The sequence below is a fragment of the Streptomyces sp. NPDC047971 genome, assembly GCF_040653355.1.
GTDB lineage: Bacteria > Actinomycetota > Actinomycetes > Streptomycetales > Streptomycetaceae > Streptomyces.
The window spans coordinates 98757-122957 of sequence record NZ_JBEZNW010000003.1 but is presented as its reverse complement, the minus strand read 5'-3'; the positions used below and the strand labels follow the sequence as shown (position 1 = coordinate 122957).

Annotated in this window: 19 protein-coding genes; 8 read left to right on the top strand and 11 right to left on the bottom strand. The window is 73.8% G+C overall.

What is annotated here, in order from left to right; all coding sequences use genetic code 11:
* Positions 1 to 177 precede the first annotated feature (177 nt).
* A complete protein-coding gene (locus tag AB0D99_RS04690) occupies positions 178 to 2403 on the top strand; it encodes an FUSC family protein (RefSeq protein WP_362356896.1) in 2226 nt (741 codons plus the stop codon).
* A gap of 49 nt (positions 2404 to 2452) precedes the next feature.
* Here the strand turns inward: AB0D99_RS04690 and AB0D99_RS04685 are convergent, their stop codons facing one another.
* Positions 2453 to 3271, bottom strand: coding sequence for an SDR family oxidoreductase (locus AB0D99_RS04685; RefSeq protein ID WP_362356895.1), 819 nt, complete (start codon positions 3269 to 3271; stop codon positions 2453 to 2455).
* A gap of 168 nt (positions 3272 to 3439) precedes the next feature.
* Between AB0D99_RS04685 and AB0D99_RS04680 the strand changes: the two genes are divergently transcribed.
* Positions 3440 to 4372 carry a MurR/RpiR family transcriptional regulator gene (locus AB0D99_RS04680; RefSeq protein ID WP_362356894.1) on the top strand — a complete coding sequence of 311 codons (933 nt, stop codon included), beginning with the start codon at positions 3440 to 3442 and terminating at the stop codon, positions 4370 to 4372.
* Positions 4373 to 4707: 335 nt separating this feature from the next.
* A complete protein-coding gene (locus tag AB0D99_RS04675; RefSeq protein WP_362357218.1) occupies positions 4708 to 5967 on the top strand; it encodes an SLC13 family permease in 1260 nt (419 codons plus the stop codon).
* 118 nt (positions 5968 to 6085) lie between these two features.
* Here AB0D99_RS04675 and AB0D99_RS04670 read toward each other — a convergent pair whose 3' ends face one another.
* Together AB0D99_RS04670 and AB0D99_RS04665 are read right to left on the bottom strand one after the other, a co-directional pair.
* Positions 6086 to 6811 carry a dienelactone hydrolase family protein gene (locus AB0D99_RS04670; RefSeq protein ID WP_362356893.1) on the bottom strand — a complete coding sequence of 242 codons (726 nt, stop codon included), beginning with the start codon at positions 6809 to 6811 and terminating at the stop codon, positions 6086 to 6088.
* 183 nt (positions 6812 to 6994) lie between these two features.
* The gene (locus AB0D99_RS04665; protein WP_362356891.1) at positions 6995 to 8218 is read right to left on the bottom strand and encodes an MFS transporter; all 1224 of its coding nucleotides are present in this window, start codon (positions 8216 to 8218) and stop codon (positions 6995 to 6997) included.
* Between the two features lie 167 nt (positions 8219 to 8385).
* On the opposite strand from AB0D99_RS04665, the gene AB0D99_RS04660 reads away from it, so the two are divergent.
* The 3 genes from AB0D99_RS04660 to AB0D99_RS04650 all read left to right on the top strand — a co-directional run bounded on the left by AB0D99_RS04660 (position 8386) and on the right by AB0D99_RS04650 (position 10517).
* A complete protein-coding gene (locus tag AB0D99_RS04660; RefSeq protein WP_362356889.1) occupies positions 8386 to 8919 on the top strand; it encodes a MarR family transcriptional regulator in 534 nt (177 codons plus the stop codon).
* 127 nt (positions 8920 to 9046) lie between these two features.
* Positions 9047 to 9586 carry a DM13 domain-containing protein gene (locus AB0D99_RS04655; protein ID WP_362356887.1) on the top strand — a complete coding sequence of 180 codons (540 nt, stop codon included), beginning with the start codon at positions 9047 to 9049 and terminating at the stop codon, positions 9584 to 9586.
* Between the two features lie 196 nt (positions 9587 to 9782).
* Positions 9783 to 10517, top strand: coding sequence for a class E sortase (locus AB0D99_RS04650; RefSeq protein ID WP_362356885.1), 735 nt, complete (start codon positions 9783 to 9785; stop codon positions 10515 to 10517).
* Between the two features lie 111 nt (positions 10518 to 10628).
* On the opposite strand, the gene AB0D99_RS04645 is transcribed toward AB0D99_RS04650, so the two are convergent.
* The 8 genes from AB0D99_RS04645 to AB0D99_RS04610 form a co-directional block, all read right to left on the bottom strand.
* On the bottom strand, positions 10629 to 13427 hold the full coding sequence (locus tag AB0D99_RS04645; protein ID WP_362356883.1) for a fumarate reductase/succinate dehydrogenase flavoprotein subunit: 2799 nt from the start codon (positions 13425 to 13427) through the stop codon (positions 10629 to 10631).
* A gap of 10 nt (positions 13428 to 13437) precedes the next feature.
* A complete protein-coding gene (locus tag AB0D99_RS04640; protein WP_362356881.1) occupies positions 13438 to 14193 on the bottom strand; it encodes an ABC transporter ATP-binding protein in 756 nt (251 codons plus the stop codon).
* Positions 14190 to 15077 carry an ABC transporter permease gene (locus AB0D99_RS04635; protein WP_362356879.1) on the bottom strand — a complete coding sequence of 296 codons (888 nt, stop codon included), beginning with the start codon at positions 15075 to 15077 and terminating at the stop codon, positions 14190 to 14192. Before AB0D99_RS04635 ends, AB0D99_RS04640 begins: the two co-directional genes overlap by 4 nt.
* The gene (locus AB0D99_RS04630) at positions 15074 to 16438 is read right to left on the bottom strand and encodes an ABC transporter substrate-binding protein (RefSeq protein ID WP_362356877.1); all 1365 of its coding nucleotides are present in this window, start codon (positions 16436 to 16438) and stop codon (positions 15074 to 15076) included. Before AB0D99_RS04630 ends, AB0D99_RS04635 begins: the two co-directional genes overlap by 4 nt.
* 14 nt (positions 16439 to 16452) lie before the next feature.
* Complete coding sequence (locus AB0D99_RS04625) at positions 16453 to 16680, bottom strand: ferredoxin family protein (protein WP_017236562.1); 228 nt, start codon at positions 16678 to 16680, stop codon at positions 16453 to 16455.
* 44 nt (positions 16681 to 16724) lie between these two features.
* A complete protein-coding gene (locus AB0D99_RS04620; protein ID WP_362356874.1) occupies positions 16725 to 17492 on the bottom strand; it encodes a GntR family transcriptional regulator in 768 nt (255 codons plus the stop codon).
* A gap of 169 nt (positions 17493 to 17661) precedes the next feature.
* Entirely contained in the window at positions 17662 to 18279 is a 618-nt protein-coding gene (locus AB0D99_RS04615) for a dihydrofolate reductase family protein (protein WP_362356872.1), read from the bottom strand.
* Positions 18280 to 18391: 112 nt separating this feature from the next.
* Positions 18392 to 19036 carry a dihydrofolate reductase family protein gene (locus AB0D99_RS04610; protein ID WP_362356870.1) on the bottom strand — a complete coding sequence of 215 codons (645 nt, stop codon included), beginning with the start codon at positions 19034 to 19036 and terminating at the stop codon, positions 18392 to 18394.
* Between the two features lie 207 nt (positions 19037 to 19243).
* On the opposite strand from AB0D99_RS04610, the gene AB0D99_RS04605 reads away from it, so the two are divergent.
* The gene (locus tag AB0D99_RS04605) at positions 19244 to 20689 is read left to right on the top strand and encodes a glyceraldehyde-3-phosphate dehydrogenase (protein ID WP_362356868.1); all 1446 of its coding nucleotides are present in this window, start codon (positions 19244 to 19246) and stop codon (positions 20687 to 20689) included.
* A 297-nt stretch (positions 20690 to 20986) separates the two neighbouring features.
* Positions 20987 to 24172: a BTAD domain-containing putative transcriptional regulator gene (locus AB0D99_RS04600; protein ID WP_362356866.1), complete on the top strand. Its 3186-nt coding sequence runs from the start codon at positions 20987 to 20989 to the stop codon at positions 24170 to 24172.
* Positions 24173 to 24201 lie beyond the last annotated feature (29 nt).

Below are 24201 nucleotides of genomic sequence, written 5' to 3'. Positions count from 1 at the left end.
CGCCCGAAGAGGCCGTGACGGGGGCGGTGCGTCGCTCGGGGCTCCCGCGGGATCACCGCACAGGGCGGGCCGGTCCGACGGACACCGGGCGGGCCGCGGCGACGCCGTCGGCCGATCGAGCGCGACCCGTCCCGGCCGCGAGGTGCCGGGGCGGAGCGGTTGCCCGATCCTGGTGGCATGGGTGCCAACGGTGCCGGCGGCGGCCCGGGCGCCGGAGGAGCCGGCCGGTCGAACGGCCGGCTCCGGCTGCCCGACGCCTACCGGGCCGCGGCCCGCCGCTCGCTGCGGGTCACGCTGGCCGCCGGGGCCGGGTTCTTCCTGTTCCTGTACGGCTTCGATCAGCCCGTCGCGGCCACGTACGCGCTCTTCGCCGCCGTGTCGCTGGCCGGTCTCGCGCACATCCCGGGGACCGGGCGGCAGCGGGCCGTGGTCCTGGCGAAGGTGCTCCCGGCCACCTGGGCGCTGGTCGCGGTCGGCACCTTCCTGGCCGTACGGGACTGGAGCGCGGTGGCCGGGATGCTGGTCATCGGCTTCGCGCTGGCCTTCGTCGCCGTGGGCGGTCCACGCCCGGCGGGCGCGGCGCCAGGACTCCAGCTGCTGTACATCCTGCCCTCCTTCCCTCCCTACGCCCCCGAGACCATCGACGAGCGGCTGACCGGGACCACCGTCGGGATCGTCCTGCTGATCCTGGCCGAGACCTTCGTCCTCCCCGAACGGCCGACCGTGCCGTACCGGGAACTCGCCGCCCGTGCCGCCGCCACCGCCGAGCGCTGCGCCGCAGAGCTGGCCCGCCCGCCGTTCGGCCCGTCCACGGCCACCGCCGAGGAGGCCGCGGAGGCGGCCGAGGCGCTCCGGCCCTCGCACGTCCCCGAGGCGGAGCGGCCCGCCGGAGCCGGCGTCCGCTCCCGGGGACTGGCCCACACCGGCCTCTCGGCGCGGACGCTCCTCAACCGGCTCGCGCGGCTTCCGGCCGTGCGGGCGGGCCGGACCCCGGAGGACGAGGGCCTGGACCTGCTGCGCGCCGTCGGCCGGTCCGCGGCGGACAGCGCCGCACTGCTGCGCGGCGCCGCCGGAGCGGGGACGCCACAGGCCGGACCCGCCAGGGAGCGGGCCCTCCTGGCCACCCTGCCGACCCGGGGGGAGCCCCCCGCGACGCTGCGCCGCCGCGCCGCCCTGCTCGAAGTGGCCGACGCCGCGCTGGCGCTGTCCACGGCCGCGGGACTGGCGGTGCGGGGGCGGCTCACCGACGGGGCCGGACCGCCCCTCGGCCGCTTCTGGTACGCGCGGATGAGCGCTCCGCGGCTGTGGTGGCGGCGGCTGGTGGGAAACGCCGGGAGCAGGTCGGTCTTCTTCCAGAACGCGGTGCGGATCAGTCTGGCGCTGGCGGCCGCCCGGGCCATCGCCGGCCTGGACACGCTGCCGCACGGCTTCTGGGCCCTCCTCGCGACGCTGACACTGACCCGCACGACGCTGGGCGCGACCTGGGGAAGCATCCGCCAGGCGGTCACCGGGACCCTGATCGGAGCCTTGTGCACGGCCGGGTTGCTCGCCCTCGTCGGGACGGACACCACGGTGTACGCGGCCCTGCTGCTCCCGATGCTGCTGATCACCTTCACGGTGGGGCCGGTGAAGGGGGTGGGCTGGGCGCAGGCGTTCTTCGCGCTGGTGGTCTCCTTCGTCTTCGCCCAGTTGGCGGTGACCACCTGGCGGCTGGCCGAGGTCCGGCTCCTCGACGTGCTCATCGGGAGTGCGATCGGCGCCGTCTTCGGCCTGCTGGCCTGGCCGCGCGGCGCGCACACCGAGGTGCGGCGATCGAGCACGGTGCTGCTGCGCACGGCCGCCGAGACCGTCGTCGCCACGGCCTCGACCATCGCGGCGGGCGGGCCACGGGATCCGGGCGCTCCGCCGGTCAGCGGCGCGCTACGGCACGCGCTCGTCCTGGCCGAGACGGCCTACGCGCAGTTCCAGAGCGAACCGCGGGGGCCGACGTCGGCACGTCCCGGATCCGGGGAGTCGCCCGGAACGGAGCCGCGGCCGGTCGACTGGCAGGCGGTCCTGCTGACCGGGCACCACGTGCTGTGGGGCGCGGAGCGGCTGCTCGCGGCGCCGCCGACCGCACCGTCGGAGAGGGCGCCGGGGCCGGTGGTCGTCGCGCCGCTGGACCCCGCCGTCGCGGCGGTCCTGACCCGGCTCGGGGACCGGGTGGCGGGACGGATGCTGCTGCTCTCCGCCGTCCTCGACCCGACCGGAGACGCCCCTCGGCCGCCGGTGCCGGCCGCGCCGCCCGACGCGCCGGAGACCTCGCCGGTCGAGCCCCCTGGCCGCTTCTACGCGGTGGAAGCCTGGCTGAAGGCGTTGCTCCAGGACCTGGAGCGGATCGACCGCTCCTCGTACACCCCATGACGCCGGGTCAGCCGCGTGCCGGGATCGGGGCCGGTCGGCCGGCGCGGCGTCAGGCGGGAGGTGTCCGCGGTTCGATGCGGAAGTCGAAGGCGAGCGTGCCGGGGTCGACGGCGGTCACACCGCCGTCGACGGTGAGCACCGCCCCGTTGACGAAGGAGGACGCGGGCGAGAGGAGCCAGGCGACGGCCTCGGCGACCTCGCGCGGCTCGCCCGGGCGCCCGACCGGAAGCACGCGGGTGACCTCCTCGTACGCCGCCTCGACGCCGCCGTCCTCCAGCCCCGCCTCCTCGGCGAACCGGTTCATCCGGCGGTCGGCCATGTCGGTGCGCACCCAGCTCGGGCAGACGGTGTTCGCGCGCAGCCCCGAGGGTCCGTAGTCGACCGCGAGCGAACGGCAGAGCTGGAGCAGCGCGGCCTTGGAGGTGGCGTAGGCGGCGTTGCCCACGCCGTTGCGCAGCGCGGACACCGAGGCCACCGCGACCACGGCGCCCCGGGCGTCGAGCAGGTGCGGGAGCACCGCGCGCAGCAGATGGAAGGGGCCGGTGAGATTGGTCCGCATGACCGCGTCCCAGTCCTCCTGCGTCACCTCGCCCACGCCTCCGCCGCGCCCGATGCCGGCGTTCAGGACGAGGCCGTCGAGGCGGCCGTGCGCGGCGAGGGCGGCGTCGACGAGTGCGCGTACCGCTTCCGGGTCGCCGATGTCGGAGGGGACGGCCAGGGCCCCGGTCTCCGCCGCGACGAGGTGCAGCGGTTCGGGCCGGCGCCCGGAGATCACCACCTGGTGTCCCGCCGCGGCCAGCAGCCGGGCGGTCGCGGCCCCGATGCCCGTCCCGCCACCGGTCACGAGGTACACGCGCTGGTCCGCCATGTCTTCGAGCCTCCGTCGTCCGACCACCGTCGTGATCATACGTACGCAACGCGGGGAACCGCGGGCCGCCGCGGTCGGGCGGGGCGCCCGCGGCCGGTGTCGCGGCCCGGTGAACGGCGGCCCGTGTGAACTATCTTGGGCTGCAGAGAGACGAGAAGGAGGCACGTCGTGCCATCTGGGCAACAGGCGCGCGCACAGGCAGCCGCGATCACACCGGGCAGACGCTCGTCGGAGGCGGCCGCCGACGCGGCCTCGCCCGCCGAGCGGGTGCGGTCGCTGTTCGGCAGCCACCGGCTCTCTCCCGCGCAGCGCCGCATCGCCCAGTTCCTGATCGACCACCTCACCGAGGCCGCGTTCCTGTCGATCACCGAACTCGCGGAGCGCGTCGGCGTCAGCCAGCCGTCCGTGACCCGTTTCGCCTCGTCGCTGGGGTTCAGCGGCTACCCGGCGCTCCGGGAGGCCCTCCAGCCCATCGCGCTCAGCGCCGTCGCGGGGACACCGGGGGAGGGGGAGGGGAGCCTCAGCAACGAGCTCCAGTCGGCGGTCGACGCCGAGATCGAGAACCTGACCGCTCTGCGGCGGGTCCTGGCGGACCCCGACCAGATCCTCGAGATCGGCCGTGAGCTGGCCCGATCCGTCCCGCTCACGGTCCTCGGCCTCAGGATCTCGGTCTCCCTCGCCGAGTACTTCGCCTACGCGGCCCGCCGCATCCACCCCGACGTGCGGGTGGTGACGCGGGGCGGCACCGTCGCCTACGACGGGCTGCTCCAGGCCCGTGAGGCGGGCGGGACGTGGGTCATGGCCTTCGCGATGCCCCGGCACGCCAACGAGACGCTCGCCGTCGTCCGGGCCGCCCGCGGCGTCGGACTGCGCGTCGCGCTGATCACGGACCTGGCGCTCGGCCCGCTCGTCGACGAGGCCGACGTCGTCTTCACCGCCGGTACCGGCTCACGGCTCGTCTTCGACTCGTACGCGGCGCCCGGGGTGGTGTCCGCCGCCATTCTTCAAGCCATGGCCGACGCGGACCCGGAGCGGACGCAGACCCGGCTCGAAAAGTATGAGCAGGCTGCTGACCAGCACCATTTCTTCCTGGACGACTGAGTTCACCCGCGGGTGAATGGGCGTCTTCCTGCCATCGGAACGCATGAATTTTTTCATGCTCTTGCTTACTCGACGGTATATATGTTTACTACGGGTGCCCCCACGGGCCCGAACAGAACACCTCGGGGTCGCCCCCTCCTCCTCAGGCCACCCTGGTGTTTCGACGGCAGCGCGCCGCGCAGAGCGCGGGTGCATCTGTGGCGGCTCCGGTCTACCCCTGGGCCGGAGCCGCCGCGCAGAAGCCGCCGGGTCGAGCGGGGGCGTTCATCTGAGATCCTGGTGTGCGTTCGTGGCCGCTGTCCGGCCGGGTCGGAATCCGTTGCCGGGAGTGCGCGCTGAGTACCGTCGTGGCCGAGTCGCTGTCCCTCGCCCTGCTGCTCGGAGTGCTCGCCTTCGCCGTCGTGCGGCCCCGGGGACTGCCCGAGGCGGTGGCCGCCGTGCCCGCCGCCGCGCTGCTCGTGGGCTGTGGCGTGGTGTCGCCCCAGGTCGCCTGGGAGCAGACGCGGGACCTGCTGCCGGTGGTCGGCTTCCTCGCCGTCATCCTGGTGCTCGCGCAGCTCTGCGCCGACGACGGGCTCTTCCGGGCGGCCGGTGACGCGGTGGCCCGGCGGTGCGGGCGCACCCCGGGATCCCTGCTCGGCGGGGTGTTCGCGGTGGCCGCCGTGATCACGGCGGGCCTGAGCCTGGACGCGACGGTGGTGCTGCTGACCCCGGTGGTCTTCGCCACCGCGGCCCGGCTGGGCACCGGAGCGCGACCCCATGTCCACGCGACGGCCCACCTGGCGAACTCGGCCTCCCTGCTCCTGCCGGTCTCCAACCTCACCAACCTGCTGGCGTTCACCGCGAGCGGGCTCTCCTTCACCCGGTTCGCCGCGCTGATGGCCCTGCCGTGGCTGGCCGCGATCGCCGTCGAGTACGCCGCCTTCCGCCGTTTCTTCCGTACCGAGCTGGCCAAGCCCCTGGACCCGCCGATCGAGGCCGAGCGGCCGGCGCCCGTGCCCCGGTTCACGCTGTGGGTGCTCGGCCTGACCCTCGCCGGCTTCGCCGCCACCTCCTTCGCCGGGGCGAGCCCGGCCTGGGCGGCGCTCGCCGGAACCCTGCTCCTCGGCGCCCGTGCCCTGCGCCGGCGCACCACGACCCCGCGCAGACTCGCCGCGTCGGCGGCACCCGGGTTCTGTCTCTTCGTCCTGGCCCTGGGCGTCGTGGTCCGGGCGGTCGTCGACCACGGCCTCGGCGACGCGCTCGCCCACGCGTTGCCGGACGGCGACGGGCTCCTGCCCCTGCTCGGGATCGCGGTGGTCGCCGCACTCCTGGCGAACCTGATCAACAACCTGCCCGCGACCCTCGCTCTGCTCCCGCTCGTCGCGCCCGCCGGAGCGGGCCCGGTCCTGGCGGTGCTGATCGGGGTGAACATCGGCCCCAACCTCACGTACGTCGGCTCACTCGCCACCCTCCTGTGGCGGCGCATCGTGCGGGAGCACGACGACCGGGTGTCCCTGCGGGAGTTCACCCGCCTCGGTCTGCTGAGCACACCGGCCGCGCTGGTCGCCGCGACCGTGGCCCTGTGGGCCTCGCTCCACGCCGTAGGGGCGTGAGCGGCCCCGGGGAACACCGGAGCCGTGCCGCCGCCGGTTCGGCTCCGCAGAACGGGGCCGGCGCGTCCGGGACGTGTATGCCGGGCACGAGCGATCGGTGGTCGATCACATCACGGCGTCACGGCGTCACGGGCAGGCACTCGGTGAGCAGGGCGACGACGTCGTGCCAGGCTCGCCGCGCGTGCCGCGGGTGATAGCCGACACCGGGGGGCGCGGCGTGGTCGACCGGCGGGTGGTGGAAGGCGTGCAGGGCTCCGCCGTAGACCGTGAGGCGCCAGTCGACGCCCGCGGCCTGCATCTCGGCGGTGAACGCCTCCCGCTGCGCGGGCGGCATGATCGGGTCCTCCGAACCGACTCCGGCCCACACCGGGCAGCGAATGCGTGCCGCCTCGCCCGGTCGGCCCGTGGTCAGTGCGTTGACCGTCCCGATCGCGCGCAGATCGACGCCGTCGCGCCCGAGTTCCAACGCGATGGCGCCCCCGGTGCCGTATCCGACGGCCGCGACGCGGTCGAGGTCGGCCCGCGGTTCGGCCCGCAACACGTCCAGCGCCCCGTGGCCGACGGACCGCATCCGGTCGGGATCGGAGAGCAGCGGCAGGCAACGGGCCAGCATCTCCTGGGGATCGCTCAGATAGCGCCCACCGTGCAGGTCGAAGGCCAGCGCCACGTACCCCAGCTCCGCCAGGGCCTCGGCCCGGCGGCGCTCGACGTCGCTGAGCCCCATCCCCTCGGGTCCGATCAGGACCGCGGGCCGGCGATCGGCACCGGCCGGGAGCGCGAGGTGCCCGATCATCGGCAGGTTGTCGGCTGCGTACTCCACCGCACGCGTGGTGACCGTCGTCATGCGACAGGACGGTAGTGACCGTCACGTCCGCCCGGACGGGTGTTCACCGCCGGCGGACAGGGGGCCCGGAGCCCTGGGGGAGGTACTGCCGACAGGTCGGTCGGTGGTGTCGTCGGTACGGCGCGGCCCCGGCTCGTCGAGCCGGGGCCTTCGCCATGGCCGGGTCCGCGCGACGCCGGGAGGTCAGCCGAGGACGAGCAGCGCGGCGAGGGCAGGGCCGATCGCGCCGCCGAGTTGGTAGAAGAGGACGAACAGGCCGATGGCCGCAGGCCGTTGCGCCGCAGGCGCGGGCTGGGAGGCGCGGACCGACAGGACGGCGTTGGAGCCGGTGGCGACGAACACGGCGCCCGCCGCGGCCAGCAGCAGCGCCGGCCCCCAGGAAGCGAGGGCGGCCGTGAGCGGCGCGGCCACGCCGACCGCGACGAGCAGGGCCAGCACCGTGCGGTGGCCCAGTCGTACCGCAGCCGAGGCGAGCAGCCAGGAGAGGGCCGAGCCGGTGAGGAGCGCGACCAGCTGTCCCGTGCCGATGGCCTCGACGCTCCAGCCCGTCCGGCGCTGCGCGAGCCGGGGGAGGGCGAAGAGAAGGACGAAGTAGGAGGTGGAGAACGCGAAGGCGAGCAGGGCCGAGCCGAGGAACGTACGCGAGCGCAGCACGGCGGCCGGTACGAACCCGTCCGGGCGGCGCCGTATGTGGAGCCCGAGCGGGACGAGCGCGGCCGCGGCGGTGACTCCGCCGGCGAGGGGAACGGTGGGGATCAGGACGAGTCCGGACACGACCGCCACGACCAGCCCGGCGCCGACCGCGTCGAACGGCACGGGGAGCGGGGACCGTCCGGGTGCGGAGCGCGCGGTGCGGCGCCAGATCACGGGTACCGCGAGGAGGGCGAGGGCGGAGAGGGTGAGCGAGATCCGCCAGTCGGCCGCGTCCGCGAGGACGGAGCCGAGGAGCGGACCCACGGCGCCCAGGACGCCGAACCCGGCGGTGATCGCCCCCATGCGCCGGGTGGAGCCGGCGAGGTTCATCGCGACGGCCACCAGCCCCGCGCCGCCCGCCGCCTGTGCGGCCCGGCCGAGCAGCGCCAGCGGGAACCAGGGCGCGGCCACGACGACCAGGGTGCCGACGAGCGTGGTGATCGCGGCGGCGAGGAGGGCCACCCGCAGGCCGCGGTGGCGGACGAGCGCCGCGGAAAGGGGCGTTCCGACCGTCATGGCCCAGGCGAAGGCGGTGACCATCCACGTCGCCTGGGTGGTGGAGACCGCTAACGAGTGGGCGATGTCCGGCAGGATCAGGACGGGCGCGTTGGCGCCTGTGGCGATGGGCGCGGCGAGGAGTGCCAGCCAGAGGGCCGGGACCCTGCGGGGCGGCGTCGCGACGGTGGGACGTGGTGCGGATACGGCGGCGGACATGGTGCTCCCTGGGCGCTCGTGGGTCGGTGGTACGGGGGTGAACGGGCCATCCGTTCAGCGTCGACAATGTCAACGTTGAGATAAAAACATCGACGTTCACTCAACGTCAAGTGAGTCAACGTTGAGATATTCTCGGGTGGAGGCGACATCACCGAGGAGGACACGTCATGGGCGACGAGGAGCGCGGCGCGGCGGGCGGCGACGCCGTGGACGGCATCATCGGGCAATGGGTCGAGGAGCGGCCCGACCTGACCGAGGCGCTCTGGCCCGTGGAGGTGCTCGGCCGCCTCCAGCGCCTCGGCGTGGTGCTGGAGAAGGAGTTCCGCGCCTTCGCCGCCGAACGCAACCTGGAGCTGGGCGAGTTCGACGTCCTGAGCACCCTGCAGCGGTCGGGTCCGCCGTACGAACTGACCGCCGGGGCCTTCCGCAAGGCGTCCATGGTCACCTCCGGCGCGATCACCAACCGGATCGACCGCATGGAGGCCAAGGGCCTCGTCGAGCGGATCCGGGACACCGAGGACCGCCGCTCGGTGAAGATCCGCCTCACCGAGCGCGGCCATGAGATCACCCGCGACTACATGAGGGACCACCTCCTCAACGAGGCCCGCATCCTGGGGCTCTTCGACCGGGAGGAGTGCGACGACCTGGCGGGGCAGCTGCGTCGCCTCCTGCTCTCGCTCGGGGACACGTCGGTCGGCTGACGGCCGAGGCGGTCTCCCGGGAGGAGCCGCGGGACGTAAGAATTCCGTCACCGGTCCGTCGGTGGCCCCCAGCCCCTCTCACCCCGTTGAATGGGCGGGCAACGGAGAACGAAGGGGGAGGGCGGCCATGGGACGGCAGAACCGACGACGAGGGCCTCTGGTGGCGGGCGTGGTGATCGTGACGATCGCCCTGACGGCGGTCGGGCTCTTCTGGTTCCAGCCCTGGAAGCTGTGGCAGGACGAGACCGTGCGCGAAGCGCTCCCCACGACGGCTCCCGCTCCGGACGCGGGGGCTCCGTCGCCCTCCGTGCCGGAGGAGCCGCGGACGGTCGCGCGGGGCAGCCTCATCAGCCATGAGCACGCGACCACCGGGACGGTGAAGCTCATCCGGCTGCCCGACGGCACGCACACCGTGCGGCTGGAGGGCCTGGAGACCAGCAACGGCCCGGACCTGCGCGTCTGGCTCACCGACGCGCCGGTCAAGGAGGGCGTGGCCGGCTGGCGCGTCTTCGACGACGGGAAGTACGTCAGTCTCGGCAAGCTCAAGGGCAACAGGGGCGACCAGAACTACGCCGTCCCCGCGGGTGTCGATCCGTCCGGCTTCAGCAGCGTCACCATCTGGTGCGACCGCTTCGACGTCTCCTTCGGAGCGGCGCGACTGACGTAGGGCGCCGCACGCCCGCCGTCGCCGCACGCCCGCCGTCGCCGCGGCCCGCGTCGGCGGCGGGCGGGCGTCGGTCCGGGCCTTGACCCGGCCGGCCGGGGAATACATGCTCGATTCCTGTCGTTTTGGCAGCTGACACGACCTATGTCGATGCCGCGAAGCCGATGGCCGAGCGTGTCGAGCGACCCTTCGGAAGGCCATGGACAGAGCCCGAGGAACCCGCCGCGCCACCGCCGCGACCGTCGTCGCCGTGCTCGTCGCGCTCGTCGGCTGTTCGGCGGCCGCGAGCGGCGAGGACACGGCCCGTACGGCCCTCACGTCCGGACCCGCCTCCGGCACGACGCCCGCGGCCTCCGCCCCCGCCGCTCAGGCGCCCACCGCCACGCCCTCGTCGCAGGCGCCCGAGCCGGACCCCAGCAAGAGGTCACGGAACGCCGAGATGGCCATACCGTCGATCGGGATCCAGGAGCTGACCGTCGTGCCGTACGAGGGCACGACCGACGACCCGGCCGGGACCCGGATACAGGACCGTGGCGTGGCCGCGAGCCCGTACGGCGAGCGGGGCGGCGTCGGCCCCGGCGAGATCGGCAACTACCTCGTGACCGCCCACCGGCTCTCCGCCGGCGGGCCCATGCGCGACCTGCCCTCGGTCGGCGTCGGCGACAAGGTCCAGGTCACCTTCGGGGACACCGTCTACGAGTACACGATCACCGAGACGCGGACGACTTCCTTCCGCTCCGCCGCCTCCCTCGCCGAGCAGCGCGCCGCGGTCCCCGGAGAACCGGGTGAGAAGCCCACCCGCGCCATGATCACCCTCTCCACCTGTGCGACGCCGGAGGACGACGCGGCGGGCAACTTCTGGCGGGACGCCCAGGGCAACCCCGAGCACCGCATCGACAAGATAGGCGTCCTCTCGGCGACCCGGACCGCCTAGCGGATGCCCGCCCTCCGGCCGGTTCGGACCGACCGGCGTCCGGCCGGTCCGGCCTGATCGGCGTCCGGCCGGTCCGGCCTGATCGACATGGCGCCCCTGGCGCGGCCCGGCTCAGGAGAGCGCCCGGGCGGCGTGGGCCCGGACGTCGGCGTCGGGGTCCGTGAGGACGGACGAGAGCGCGGCGCGGGCCTCCGGGGCCTCCCGGTGCGGGACGAGGGAGAGGACCGCGGCCTTGCGGACGTCCGCGTTCGGGTCGGCCAGGGCCTTGGCCAGCGTGGGGACGGCCTGGACGGCGGGCGCCGCCCGGAGCGCGGTCGCGGCGCCCGCGCGGACCTGCCAGGCGGGCTCGACGAGCGCGGCCGTGGCCGCCCGGGCGTACTCGGGCGGGCAGCCCGTCGTCGCCAGCGAGGCGAGCGCGGCGCCCCTGACCAGGGGGTCGGCGTCGTCGAGCAGGGGCAGCAGCGGAGCGGGCGCCGGTTCGCGCACGGCCGCCAGACCTCGGGCCACGGCGACCCGGACCTCGCGGGCCGGGTCCCCCGCGGCCACCACCAGCTCGGGCACGGCGTCCACCGAGACCAGCGCCCGCACGGCGTGGATACGGACGTCGATGTCGGCGTCGGCGAGCGCCCCGGCGTACACCGCGGCGTCGGCGAGGCGCAGGGCACGCAGGACCTCCAGCGCCGCGGACCGGACGCCCCGATCGGTCACGACGAGCGCCGCGCGCAGCGCGTCCCCCAGCTCCGCCTCCGCGGGCAGCACCTCCACCAGCTCGCGCAGGGCGGCCGCGGCCGCGTGCCGGACCTGGGGCGCGGTGTCCCGCAGCCGTTCCGCGAGCGCCGGACCGGCGCCGGCGGGGAAGGTCTCCCCGAGAGCCACGACGGCGGCCGAGCGGACGGCGGGATCGCCGTCGGTGAGGTAGGGGCGGAGCGCCCCCAGGTCGGGCGACTCCTCCGCGAGGGCGAGCAGCCGCAGGAGGGCGGGGCTCGGCCCGTCGGCGGTGTCCGGGCCGGCCGCCCCGGACCCGGCGGTCGGGGACACGTCCGGGGCCGGCGCGCCGGACGGGGACGCGTCCGGTGCGGTGTCGTCCCGTCGCGCCGCCGGAGCCGCGTCCCGCCGGCCCGCCGTGGCCGTCGGGACCAGCCGCACCTCGCCGAGCCACCGCTCCGGCCCCTGCTCGGGCGTGAACTCCGGGACCGGGACGACGTAGGGCTCGACCGGCCGGGCCGTGAACTCCATCGCACCGTACGCCGACTTGCGCAGGTCCAGGTGGTGCAGCCAGCCCGTGTCGTCCCGCTCCGGGTGGTCGAGGCGCTCGTGGTAGAGCCCCCAGCGCGACTCGGTGCGGGCCAGCGAGGCACGCGCCGCCATCTCCGCGCAGTCCCGGATGAACGACACCTCGGCGCAGCGCATCAACTCGTGCGCGGTGCGCGCCCCCATCCCCGTGATCTCCTTCGACATCCGGTCGAACGCCTCCACCGCCAGGGACAGCTTCGCCCCGGTCTTCGGCGGTGCCACATAGTCGTTCACGAACCGTCGCAGCTTGTACTCCACCTGCGGCTGCGGCGGCCCGTCGGGGTTGAGCAGCGGCCGGTAGGCGAGCTCATGGGCGGCGGCCAGCTGGTCCCCCGGCAACTCGCCCTCGTACGCCCGGTACCGGGAGGCGTCCTCGCCCGCCAGATCTCCGTAGACGAAGGCCCCGATCATGTAGTTGTGCGGCACGCAGGCCAGGTCTCCGGCCGCGTACAGCCGGGGCACCGTGGTCCTGGCGTGGTCGTCCACCCGTACCCCCGAGGCGGAGTGCCCGCCGCACAGGCCGATCTCCGAGATGTGCATCTCGATGTCGTGGGTGCGGTAGTCGTGCCCCCGGCCCTCGTGGAAGGTGCCGCGGGTGGGGCGCTCCGTCGTGTGCAGGATCGACTCGACGGCGCCGATCGTCTCCTCGGGCAGATGGCTGAGCTTGAGGTACACCGGGGCCCGGTCGGAGGCGAGTTCGGCCGCGAACTCGGCCATCATCTGCCCCGACCAGTAGTCGGACTCCACGAACCGCTCGCCGTGCCGGTTCACCTGGTAACCGCCGAACGGGTTCGCCACATAGGCGCAGGCCGGCCCGTTGTAGTCCTTGATCAGCGGATTGACCTGGAAGCACTCGATGCCGGTCAGGGCCGCCCCCGCGTGGTACGCCATGGCGTACCCGTCACCGGCGTTGGTCGGGTTCTCGTACGTCCCGTACAGATAGCCGGAGGCGGGCAGCCCGAGCCGGCCGCACGCGCCCGTGGCGAGGATGACCGCGCCGGCCCGGACGACGACGAACTCGCCGGTGCGGGTGTGGAACCCGGCCGCGCCGACGGCGCGGCCGTCGTCCGGGTGGGTGAGCACCCGCACGGGCATGACCCGGTTCTCGATACGGATCCGCTCCCGCATCTCCCGGCGCCGCAACTGCCGGTAGAGGACCTTCTTGACGTCCTTGCCCTCCGGCATCGGCAGCACGTACGAACCGGAGCGGTGCACCTGGCGGACCGCGTACTCGCCGTGCTCGTCCTTCTCGAACTTCACCCCGTACGACTCCAGTCGCCGGACCATCGCGAAGCCGCGGGTCGCGGTCTGCCGGACGGTCGACTGGTCGACGATGCCGTCGTTGGCGCGGGTGATCTCGGCGACGTAGTCGTCGGGTTCGGCCCGGCCCGGCACGACGGCGTTGTTGACCCCGTCCATGCCCATGGCGAGGGCACCGGAGTGCCGGACGTGCGCCTTCTCCAGGAGCAGGACGTTCGCGCCGCGCCCGGCGGCCGTCAGCGCGGCCATGGTGCCCGCGGTGCCGCCGCCGATGACGAGGACGTCGCAGGACAGTTCGGTCGCGTCGGCGAGGGCCGGGATGGTCAGAGGAGCGGCCGGGGCCGGTGGGGTGTCCACGGAATGCCTTTCAGAGGGAAGCGAGGATGCGCCGACGCAGCTCGGCCGTGGCGGGCGCCCGGCGCGCGTCCCGCTGCCGCGGGTGCGGGACGTCGAGCACCCGGCCGGACGGAAGGAGCGCGACGCGGTCGCCGAGGTGGACGGCCTCGTCCACGTCGTGGGTGACGAAGACGACGGTCGCCCCCGTGCCGCGCAGGATGTCGACGAGGAGGTCCTGCATCTCGGCGCGGGTGTGCGCGTCGAGCGCGCCGAAGGGTTCGTCCATCAGCACCGCGCGGGGCCGGCCGGCCAGGGCGCGGGCCAGCTGGACGCGCTGGCGCTGGCCACCGGACAACTGGTGCGGCAGCTTGTGGCCGTGACCGGCGAGGCCGACCCGGTCCAGCCACTCGGTCGCGGACCGCCGCCGTTCGGGGCGCGGGACCCGGCGGATCGCCAACGGCAGCTCCACATTGGCGCGGACGGTCCGCCAGGGCAGCAGGGCGTCGTGCTGGAAGACCAGCGCCCGGTCCGCGGCGGGTCCGCCGATCGGCTCCCCGTCCTGGGTCACCCGCCCGCCGAGCGCGGGCAGCAGTCCGGCGAGGGTGCGCAGCAGCGTGGACTTGCCGCAGCCGGACGGGCCGACCACGGCCAGCAGCTCTCCCGGCGCGATCCGCAGTCCGGCGGCGGTGAACACCGTCGTACCGTCCGCGTGGCCGAGCCGGACGTCGTCCAGGGCGAGTTCCGCGCCGGTGGGCACGGACGCGAGGCCGGCGGGGGCGCTGCTCATGAGACCGACTCCTTCTCCGGGTCGTGGACGGGGACGCCGGCGCGGGCGGGTACGAGGGGGGTGCGGGAGGCCCGGTGGCCGAGCGGCGTACGCGAGGCGCGGGGCGCCGCCGGCCGCGCGGCGGGCCTGGGCAGCCAGGAGGTGACGCGGCGGCCCAGGAGCTCCACCGCGGTGGAGGTGAGCCAGCCGAGGGCGCCGATGGTGACCATGCCGACGAAGACCCCCGGGTAGTCGACGACCGTGTACTCCTGCCAGGTGCGGTAGCCCACCCCGTACTCGCCCGAGATCATCTCCGCGGAGATCACACAGATCCACGAGACGCCGATGCCCACGGAGAGGCCGCCGAAGATGCCCGGCAGCGCTCCGGGCAGCACGACCGAGAACAGCACGCGCGCCCGGCCGCCGCCCATGGTCAGCACGGCCTCCTCCCACACCGGGGAGAGCGCGCGCACCGCGTGCCGGGTCGACACCAGGACGGGGAAGAACGCGGCGGTGAGGGTGATGAAGACGATGCCCTGCTCGTTGGTGGGCAGCAGCAGGATCGCGACCGGGACGAGGGCGATGGCCGGTACAGGCCGGACGACCTCGAGGAGCGGGCCCAGCAGGTCGGCCGCCCACCGGGAGCGGGCGACGGCGGTGCCGACCGCCACCCCGAGCACCGCGGCCAGCAGGAAGCCGACCACGATCCGTCGCACGCTGTGCCCCAGGTCCTGCCAGTACGCGGCCGTGCCGACCCGGTCGGCGAAGGCGGAGGCCACCTCGCCGACGGTCGGGAACTGCTCGAACCGCAGCCACAGGGTGACGTCGAGGGAGGTCAGCAACTGCCACAGTCCGAGGGCGGCCCCGATCGAGGCCGCGCGGAGCAGCCAGCGGCCCGCGCTCATGACGCCAGGCCGACGGCGGTCGCGTGGTCGACGATCCGGGACCCGGCGTGCGCGGCGACGTACGCCCGGGCTCCGGACGGGGTGACGAAGGCGCGCAGCTCGGCGCCGTCGGCGACCCACACCGCCCTGTCGGCGAACCACAGCGTGCCGGTCACCGCGTCCGGGACGTAGGCGGCCCGCACGTCCGCGCCCTCGGCGGCCCTCAACAGCTCCTTCGGGCTGTCGAACGTACGGGTGGTGCTCTGCCCCTTCAGCCACAGCTCGGGCTTGGCGGCGGTCGCCCTCGGGTACGCCGGGGCCGGCACGGCCCGCTTCAGCGGCGCCGGGTCGACGAACGCGTCCACGTCGACGTCACCCACGAGACCGGCCGCCTTCAGCAGCGGTACGTCCTCCTTCAGCGCGGCGATCAGCTCCGGGCGGAGCGCCGGGTCGAAGGTGGCGATGCCGTGGGCGCCGTTGTAGAGATAGACGACCTCGGCCGGAAGCCCGGTCTCCCTGGCGACCGACTCGGCCGCCGCGACCGGGTGGGCGCGCAGATGATCGGTGGCCCGCCGCTGCGCGGTGAGGAAGTCGTCGAGGATCCCCGCCCGCTCCGTGGCGAACTCCTCCCGGACGGTGACCCCGTGGAACGTCGGCAGGTTCAGCTCGGCACCGTCGTACAGCGCCGTGGCACGGCCCTGGAAGGCCAGCAGCCCGGGCCAGGCGACGAACTGGGAGAGCGCGTCGGCGCTGCCGGCGGTCAGCGCCGACGCGCCGACGCTGGGCTGCTGGTTCAGCTTCCGGATGTCCTTCTCCGGGTCGACGCCCGCGCGCCGGAGGGCGCGCACCAGGGTGCCGTCGGCGGCCGAGCCGACGCTGGTGGACACCTTCCTGCCGCGCAGGTCGGCCAGCGAGCGCACCGGCGAACCAGGAGCGGTGACCACGGTGTTGAGCCCGCCGCGCAGGTTGTAGCCGGTGACCGAGACCAAGCGCGTGGGCTGTTTGAGCTGCTTGCCGCGGGCCGCGTTGATGAGCAGCGGGAAGTCGCCCATGGAGCCGATGTCGATCTTGCCGGCGGTCATCTGGGCGGTGATCGGCGCACCGGTCGCGTAGTCCTGCCACGCGACCTTGTAGGTGACGCCGTCCTTCTTCCCACGGGCGGCGAGCTCCTCCTCGAAGTAGCCGAGGGAGCGCAGCAGAGTGCCGGCCGTGACGGTGTTGATGGTCTTCGACTGGTAGCCGACGGTCACGGTGACCGTCCGTGCGCCGTCCGCGTCGTCGGCGCCCGCGGCTCCGGCGCAGGCGGTGGCCGACGGGACGAGCAGGGCGAGCGCGAGCAGCGGGAGGAGCGGGCGACGCGTCGGGGTCTTCTTGTCTGGCATGGGAGTCGGGCCTTTCACCGGAGCAGATAGGGCATGTTGACGGTCACCGCGCCGGTGGGGCAGCGGGCCGCGCACGGGCCGCAGTACCAGCACTCGTCCACGTGCATGTACGCCTTGCCGTCGTCCTCGCGGATGGCGAGCGAGTCGAGCGGACACATGTCGACGCAGAGGGTGCAGCCGTCGATGCACTTGGACTCGTCGATGGTCACGGGCACGTCGGCGCGCTGCGGCACGAGAGGCATGGCTGTCTCCGGGAAGGGGCGGAAGGGAGGAGGTGGGGCGGGGCTCAGAGGGAGCGGCGCAGCACGCCGCTCATGGTGATGCGGTCGCCGCGGAACCGGATGAACTCCAGGTCCACCGGTCGTCCGTCGGGCAGACAGGTCAGCCGTTCCAGCATCAGGACGGCGGCCCCGCGCGGGGCCTGGAGCACGGCGGCGGAGTGCGCGTCGGCGTTGACCGCTTCGAGGGTGATCTCGGCATGCCCCAGCGGGCCGCCGGTCACCGTCTCCAGGAGCCGGAACACGTCGGTGTTCTCCAGGTCGCAGCCGAGGAGTTCACCGCCGATGTCCATGGGCAGATAGGACAGGTCGAGGGAGAGCGGGAGTCCGTTCAGCCGGCGCAGCCGCTCGATGCAGAGCACGTCGGTGTGCTCGGGGAGGCCCAGCCGGTGGGCGACCGGGCCGGAGGCGGCGACCGGCCCGACCGTGCGCACCTCGTTGGTGACCCGGCCGTGCTCGTGCAGGGTCTCGGCCAGCCCCTGCAGCCGGTCCAGGCCGTGGGGGTACTTCTCGCACACCACGACGGTTCCGACCCCCGGCTGCCGCTCGACGAGCTGCTCGCCGCGCAGCAGGTCCAGGGCCTGCCGGACGGTGTTGCGGCTGGCGCGGAAGTCGGCGGCGATGGCGTCCTCCAGCGGCAGGACGCCGCCGGGGAAACCGCCCGTCAGGATCTGGTGCCGCAGCAGGTCGGCGAGTTGCCGGGCCCGGTCCGCGCGCAGCCGCCGACGACGCGCGGCGGCGACCGGCAGGGCGGCGGGGGTGGGTTCGGCTGACATGTCTGGGAACGTACCGGCGCGGTGGCCCGGATGGTGTTGCCGCAGTATTGCGCCACCTGACGCTCCGACCGCACCCCTGTGACCTGCGGTTTTCCGGACGGACCGAGAAGATCCGCCACCCGCCTGTTCACCAGGTGGACACGGCCGGCCGACGGGCCCGCCCCGCGGCCTACCCCTCGGAGCGGGGCAGGTGCGTCACGGCCTCGTCGTAGCCGCCCTCGGCCGCCCGGCCCGCGGGGGCGTACACCAGGTTGAGGACCCCGGTGGGGAAGGTCTCGGAGGAGAGCAGCTTCAGCGGTGTCGGCGTCTCGGCCTCGTCGAAGAGCCGCATCCCCTTGCGTACGGCGATGGGGTGCACCAGGAGGTTCAGCTCGTCCAGCAGTCCCGCGGCGAGGAGCTGCCGTACGAGGGAGACCGAGCCGCTGATCGCGATCCGGCTGCCGTCGGGCTCGTTCTTCAGCGCCCTGACCGCGTCGAGGAGATCGCCCCGGTGCTGCTCGGAGTTCCGCCAGGTGAAGGTGAGCGGCCGGCGTGAGACGACGATCTTCCGGGCGTCGCCGATGACCTTGGCGAAGGCGGCGTCCTCGCCTCCCGCCGCCTCCCGCTCGGGCCAGGCCCCGGCGAAGCTGTCGTACGTCCGGCGCCCCAGGAGGAGGGTGTCCGCCCGGCCGATGACGGCGTCGACCGCGACACCCATCGCGTCGTCGAAGTACGGGAAGTGCCAGAGGTGCGGGTCCTCGACGACTCCGTCGAGCGAGATGAACAGCTGGGAGACGATCTTCCTCATGTGACGCTCCACGGGGGTGTCCGACGGTGGCTCCCTACCGACGGTAGACGCCGCGGGGTGCCGGAAGTCATCGGTGGCGCGGGGACGCGCCGGGCGCTCGTGCCGCTTCCGCTCACTTCCGCCAGAAGAGGTGGTGCGTCACGCCGCTGGGACTGGGCACGACCTCCAGGTGGAAGCGGTCGAGCAGCTCCTCGGGCGTCTCCCAGAGCCGTACCCCGGATCCCAGCTCCACCTCCGAGACCGCCACGTGCAGGGTGTCGACGAGGTCGGCCTCCAGGAACTCCCGGATGGTGCTCGCCCCGCCGCCGAGGCGGACGTCCTTGCCCCGTGCCGCCTCCTTCGCCCGCGCGAGGACGGCGGCGGGGGAGCCGTCGACGAAGTGGAAGGTGGTGTCGGAGAGCGTGAACGACGGGCGCTCGTGGTGGGTCAGGACGAAGACCGGGGTGTGGAACGGGGGCTCGTCGCCCCACCAGCCGCGCCACTCGTGGTCCTGCCAGGCCCCACGCTGCGGCCCGAACTTGTTGCGGCCCATGATCTCGGCGCCGATGTTGCGGGCGAAGTCCCGCGTGAAGTAGTCGTCGAGTCCTCGGGTCCCCCCGGGATCGGTGCGGTTCGGCCAGCTCGCGGTGGCGCCGGCCCAGGCGAACATGGTGCCGGGGTCGGCGTGGCCGAACGGTCTCTGGAGGCTCTGGCCCTCACCCGCGCCGAAGCCGTCCCGCGAGACGACGAAGTTCTGGACCCTCAGCAGCTGCTCCACGCGCTTCCTCCCGCGTCGTCGACAACGACGAGGATAGGGCGCCGGTGGAAAGATGGACATAACAACGCGAAGAGGATTTTCTCCCCCACCCGGTGGTGCCTCTGAGCCTCCCGCGGGCGCCGTGAAGGCTCTCCCTCGGACCCCCTTGATCGATCAAACGCGGGTCGGGTTAGCATATGAGCGCCGCCTAGCTCGAAAGATAATCCTGTGACTGTCAAAGACGACTCGTTCACCAACTGGAAGATCCGCGAGGAGATCGCGGAGTCGATGATCCCGATCATCGGGAAGCTGCACCGTGAGCGGGACGTGACCGTCCTGCTGCACAGCCGCTCCTTGGTGAACAAGTCGGTGGTCAGCATCCTGAAGACGCACCGGTTCGCCCGGCAGATCGCCGGCGAGGAGCTGTCGGTCACCGAGACGCTGCCGTTCCTGCAGGCGCTCACCGCGCTGGATCTCGGTCCTTCCCAGATCGACATCGGCATGCTCGCCGCGGAGTACAAGACGGACGACCGGGGCCTCTCGGTCGAGGAGTTCACCTCCGAGGCCGTCGCCGGTGCCACCGGTGCCAACAAGATCGAGTCCCGCGAGGGGCGCGACGTCGTCCTCTACGGCTTCGGTCGCATCGGCCGCCTCGTCGCCCGCCTGCTCATCGAGAAGGCCGGCTCCGGCAACGGTCTGCGCCTGCGCGCGATCGTCGTCCGCGGAGGCGGCGAGCAGGACCTGGTCAAGCGCGCCTCGCTGCTGCGCCGCGACTCCATCCACGGCCAGTTCCAGGGCACCATCACCGTCGACGAGGCGAACAGCACGATCGTCGCCAACGGCAACGCGATCCGGGTGATCTACGCCAACGACCCCTCCGAGGTCGACTACACGGCGTACGGCATCAAGGACGCCATCCTCATCGACAACACGGGCAAGTGGCGCGACCGCGAGGGCCTGTCCAAGCACCTGCGTCCCGGCATCGACAAGGTCGTCCTGACCGCCCCGGGCAAGGGCGACGTCCCGAACATCGTGCACGGCGTCAACCACGACACGGTGAAGCCGGACGAGCGCATCCTCTCCTGCGCCTCCTGCACCACCAACGCGATCGTCCCGCCGCTGAAGGCCATGGACGACGAGTACGGTGTGCTTCGCGGCCACGTGGAGACCGTCCACTCGTTCACCAACGACCAGAACCTGCTGGACAACTACCACAAGGCCGACCGCCGTGGCCGCTCCGCGCCGCTGAACATGGTCATCACCGAGACCGGCGCCGCCTCCGCCGTCGCCAAGGCGCTGCCCGAGCTCAAGGCGCCGATCACCGGCAGCTCGATCCGCGTCCCCGTCCCGGACGTCTCGATCGCCATCCTCAGCCTGCGCCTGGGCCGCGAGACCACCCGCGACGAGGTCCTCGAGTACCTCCGCGACGTCTCGCTGCACTCGCCGCTGAAGCGCCAGATCGACTTCACCACCGCCCCCGACGCCGTCTCCATGGACTTCGTCGGCTCGCGCCACGCCTCGATCATCGACGCCGGCGCCACCAAGGTCGACGGTGACAACGCGATCCTCTACCTCTGGTACGACAACGAGTTCGGCTACTCGTGCCAGGTCATCCGAGTCGTCCAGCACGTCTCCGGCGTCGAGTACCCGACGTACCCGGTGCCCGTGGCCTGACCTCGCAGGTCCGGCCCGTCCGGGTCCCGGTGAACGGGGCGGCGGTGGAGCGGTGCGGCAGGTCCCGAAAGGGCCCGCGCACCCTCCCACCGCCGCCCCGTCGGCGTTTCCGTGGCGCCTGGACGAAGGCCCGGCCGCTCCCCGGTCATGATCGCTAGGATGGCGCCGATCGCCGAAGGCGTGGACCGGCCGCGGGGCGACACCGCTCGCGCGCCGGGGAGTCGGCGGCCGTCACCCCCGGCGGGTGAGGAGGCCGTCCGTGGCCCGGGGGAGGCTGAAGCGGTGAGGGTTGTCCTGTTGGGACCGGTCGGAGCCGGTACGGACGAGGCGCTGCCGATCGACATCGGCGGGGTGCGGCTGCGGATGCTGCTGGCCCGGCTCGCACTCGAAGGCGGCCGGCCGGTCCCCGCCGACACGCTCGTCGACGGACTGTGGGGCGCCGATTCCCCGGCCGAGGCGGGCAACGCCCTCCAGGCCCTGGCCTCGCGGCTGCGCAGGGCCCTGCGCGGGGCCGCCACGCTGGAGTCCGTGGCCGGCGGGTACCGGCTCTCGGTGCGCGACGAGGACGTGGACGCCCACCGGTTCGAGGAACTGGCCGCGCGAGGCAGGCGCGAGCTGGCCGCGGGCCGCGTCGACGAAGCGGCGTCGGTGCTCGCCGAGGCGCTCGCGCTGTGGCGCGGCCCGGCCCTCGCGGACGTGCGGGACGCCCCGTTCGCCCGCGCCGCCGCCACGCGCCTCGACGACCTGCGGGCCGTGGCGGCGGAGGACCGCTTCGACGCGGAGCTGCGGCTCGGCCGGCACGCCGACGTCCTCGCCGACCTCGAAGCGGCGGGCGCCGAACGCCCGTTGAGCGAACGCGTCGCCGGTCTGCGGATGCGGGCGCTGTCCGCGGCGGGACGCCAGTCCGACGCCCTCGCCGTCTACGAGCAGATGCGCGGCAGGCTCGGCGACGAGCTCGGCGTCGACCCCTCGGCCGAACTCCAGGAGGCGCATCTCGCTCTGCTCCGCGGGGAGCTGACCGCGTCGGCCACCCAGCCCGAGGCGGCGCCCAGCCGCCTCCCGGCCCGGCTCACCAGCTTCGTCGGCCGCGACCGGGAACTCGACCGGGTCGCCGGTCTGCTGGCGGCGTCCCGGCTCGTCACCATCGTCGGATTCGGCGGTGCCGGAAAGACCAGGCTGTCCTTGGAAGCGGCCGGCAGGCACCCCGCGTACCGGCGGGGCCGGGTGTGGTTCGCGCCACTGGCCGGCGTGGGCCCCGGTGACCGGCTCGCTGACGCCGTGCTCGGCACGATCGGTTCCCAGGACGGGCGGCTCTACGACGCCGGGCGGGCACAGGCGCCGGTCGACCGGTTGGCCGAGCTCTTCGACGGCGGCGAGGCGGTCCTCGTCCTCGACAACTGCGAGCACCTCGTCGAGGAGGCCGCCGAACTCGCCGAGGAGCTCCTGAACCGACTGCCGCGGCTGCGGATTCTCGCCACCAGCAGGGAGGCGCTCGCCATCACCGGCGAGGCGCTGTGCCCGCTCGGCCCGCTGGAGCTTCCCGAGCGCTCGCGCGAGCTCGCCGAGGCCGCCGAATCGGCGGCGGTGCGGCTGTTCGTCGACCGCGCCGCGGGCGTCCGGCCGGGCTTCACGCTCGACGACCGCACCGTGGGCGCCGTGGTGGAGATCTGCCGACGCCTCGACGGGATGCCGCTCGCCCTGGAACTGGCCGCGGCCAAGCTCCGCGCGATGGGCGTCGACCAGATCGCGCGCCGGCTCGACGACCGCTTCCGCCTCCTGACCTCGGGCAGCCGGACCGCGCTGCCCCGGCAGCGGACCCTGCTCGCGCTGGTCGAGTGGAGCTGGGACCTCCTCGACGAAGCCGAACGGGCGCTGGCCAGGCGACTGTCGGTGTTCCCCGGCGGCGCCACGGTCACCGCTCTGGAAGGGGTCTGCTCCGACGACTCCCTGCCGTCCGACGAGGTGCTGTACGTGCTCGGCTCCCTGGTCGAGAAGTCCTTGGTGACCGCCACGGAGGAGGACGAGCCGCGCTATCGCATGCTGGAGACGGTGCGTGCCTTTGCGGCCGACCGGCTCGCCGAGTCCGGCGACGAGGTCGCAGCCCGGTTCGCCGGCCACTTCCTCGCCCTGGCCGAGGAGCTCGAACCCCTGCTCCGCACCGGAGAACAGCTCCGGGCGATCGCGGTCTTCGACGCCGAGCACGACAACATGGTCGGCGCGCTGCGCTCCGTGCTCGACGCCCGCGACGCGGCGATGGCCGCCCGCTTCGTCCGGGCGATGTTCTGGTACTGGGGGATCAGGGGCATGACCACGCAGTTCGAGACGTTCCTCGACGAGGTCATGGAATTCGGCGACGCGCTGCCCCACGAGACGCGGCTGGCCTTCGGTCTCGTGCGCAGCGCGGCGGGCGCCCCGGACGCGGAGGGCTCCCCGGGCGGCGGCGCCCCGGACGCGGTGGGCGCCGCCGCGCCCGCGCCGGAGGAGAGCGTCGACACCGTGGAGGTGCTCGGCTTCCACCCGGCCCTCCCGTTGCTGCGCATGTCCCAGCTCGCCGGTGACGCCGACCGTGAGCGCGGGCTCCGGCAGTCCCTGGAATCCCCGGACCCCTGGGTGCGGGCCGGCGCGCACTGGGCACACGACTTCGTCCTCTCCGAGCAGGGGGACAGGGAGACCGGGGCCCACGCACGGCGCGAGGCGCTGCGGGGCTTCGAGGAGGTCGGCGACCGCTGGGGGCTGGTGATGAGCCTGCTGCCCACGGGCGCCACGCATTCCCTGCGCGGCGAGCACGACCAGGCACTGGTGGCCTTCGAGCGGGCCGTGGCGATCAGCTCCGAGCTCGGTACCGAGGAACACCTGATGTGGACCAAGTACCGGCTCGCCATGGAGCGGATCCGGATCGGCGACGTGGACGGGGCACTGCGCGACATCCACGCCGCGGAGCGGCAGGCCCGGGAGCGCGGCCATCGCCGGCTGGAGGCCGGTCTGCTGCAGGTGCTGGCCGTCGCTCACCGGGCCGCGCGCGATCTGGCCCGCGCCGACGATGCCCTGGAGCGGATGGAGACACTCGTACGCTGGCTGCCCTACCCCGAGGAGACGTCCCGGGACATCATCGCGGCAGGCTGGGCGGGCAACCTGCGGGCGAAGGGCGCGGTCGCGGAGGCCCGAGCCCTGCTGCCCAGGGCGCTGCGCGGCTACACCGCTCGCGGCGACAGCAACGGCCTGGCCGGAATCGCGGAGCAACTCGCCGCGCAACTCGTCCTGGAGCACCGGCACACCGCCGCGGCGACCGCTCTGGGGATGAGCGAGGCCATCCGTGGCGCCTTCGACGAGGGCAGTCCGGAGCTGCGGGCGCTGGTCGCCGGGCTCACCGAACGCCTCGGCGAGGACGCCTACCGCGAGGCGTTCCTCGCCGGCGCCGGGCTGCCGAGACAGGAGGCGCTGAACCGGCTGAACGAGGAGGTGGGCCGGGTGCCGGGCGCTTAGGGCGTGTGTCGAGAGTCCCGCCTGCTTCG

Excerpts from the sequence above, each read along its gene's own strand:
- AB0D99_RS04690 (WP_362356896.1), top strand. The coding sequence starts at position 178 with ATGGGTGCCAACGGTGCCGGCGGCGGCCCGGGCGCCGGAGGAGCCGGC.
- AB0D99_RS04685 (WP_362356895.1), bottom strand. The coding sequence starts at position 3,271 with ATGGCGGACCAGCGCGTGTACCTCGTGACCGGTGGCGGGACGGGCATC.
- AB0D99_RS04670 (WP_362356893.1), bottom strand. The coding sequence starts at position 6,811 with ATGACGACGGTCACCACGCGTGCGGTGGAGTACGCAGCCGACAACCTG.
- AB0D99_RS04665 (WP_362356891.1), bottom strand. The coding sequence starts at position 8,218 with ATGTCCGCCGCCGTATCCGCACCACGTCCCACCGTCGCGACGCCGCCC.
- AB0D99_RS04660 (WP_362356889.1), top strand. The coding sequence starts at position 8,386 with ATGGGCGACGAGGAGCGCGGCGCGGCGGGCGGCGACGCCGTGGACGGC.
- AB0D99_RS04655 (WP_362356887.1), top strand. The coding sequence starts at position 9,047 with ATGGGACGGCAGAACCGACGACGAGGGCCTCTGGTGGCGGGCGTGGTG.
- AB0D99_RS04650 (WP_362356885.1), top strand. The coding sequence starts at position 9,783 with ATGGACAGAGCCCGAGGAACCCGCCGCGCCACCGCCGCGACCGTCGTC.
- AB0D99_RS04640 (WP_362356881.1), bottom strand. The coding sequence starts at position 14,193 with ATGAGCAGCGCCCCCGCCGGCCTCGCGTCCGTGCCCACCGGCGCGGAA.
- AB0D99_RS04635 (WP_362356879.1), bottom strand. The coding sequence starts at position 15,077 with ATGAGCGCGGGCCGCTGGCTGCTCCGCGCGGCCTCGATCGGGGCCGCC.
- AB0D99_RS04630 (WP_362356877.1), bottom strand. The coding sequence starts at position 16,438 with ATGCCAGACAAGAAGACCCCGACGCGTCGCCCGCTCCTCCCGCTGCTC.
- AB0D99_RS04625 (WP_017236562.1), bottom strand. The coding sequence starts at position 16,680 with ATGCCTCTCGTGCCGCAGCGCGCCGACGTGCCCGTGACCATCGACGAG.
- AB0D99_RS04620 (WP_362356874.1), bottom strand. The coding sequence starts at position 17,492 with ATGTCAGCCGAACCCACCCCCGCCGCCCTGCCGGTCGCCGCCGCGCGT.
- AB0D99_RS04615 (WP_362356872.1), bottom strand. The coding sequence starts at position 18,279 with ATGAGGAAGATCGTCTCCCAGCTGTTCATCTCGCTCGACGGAGTCGTC.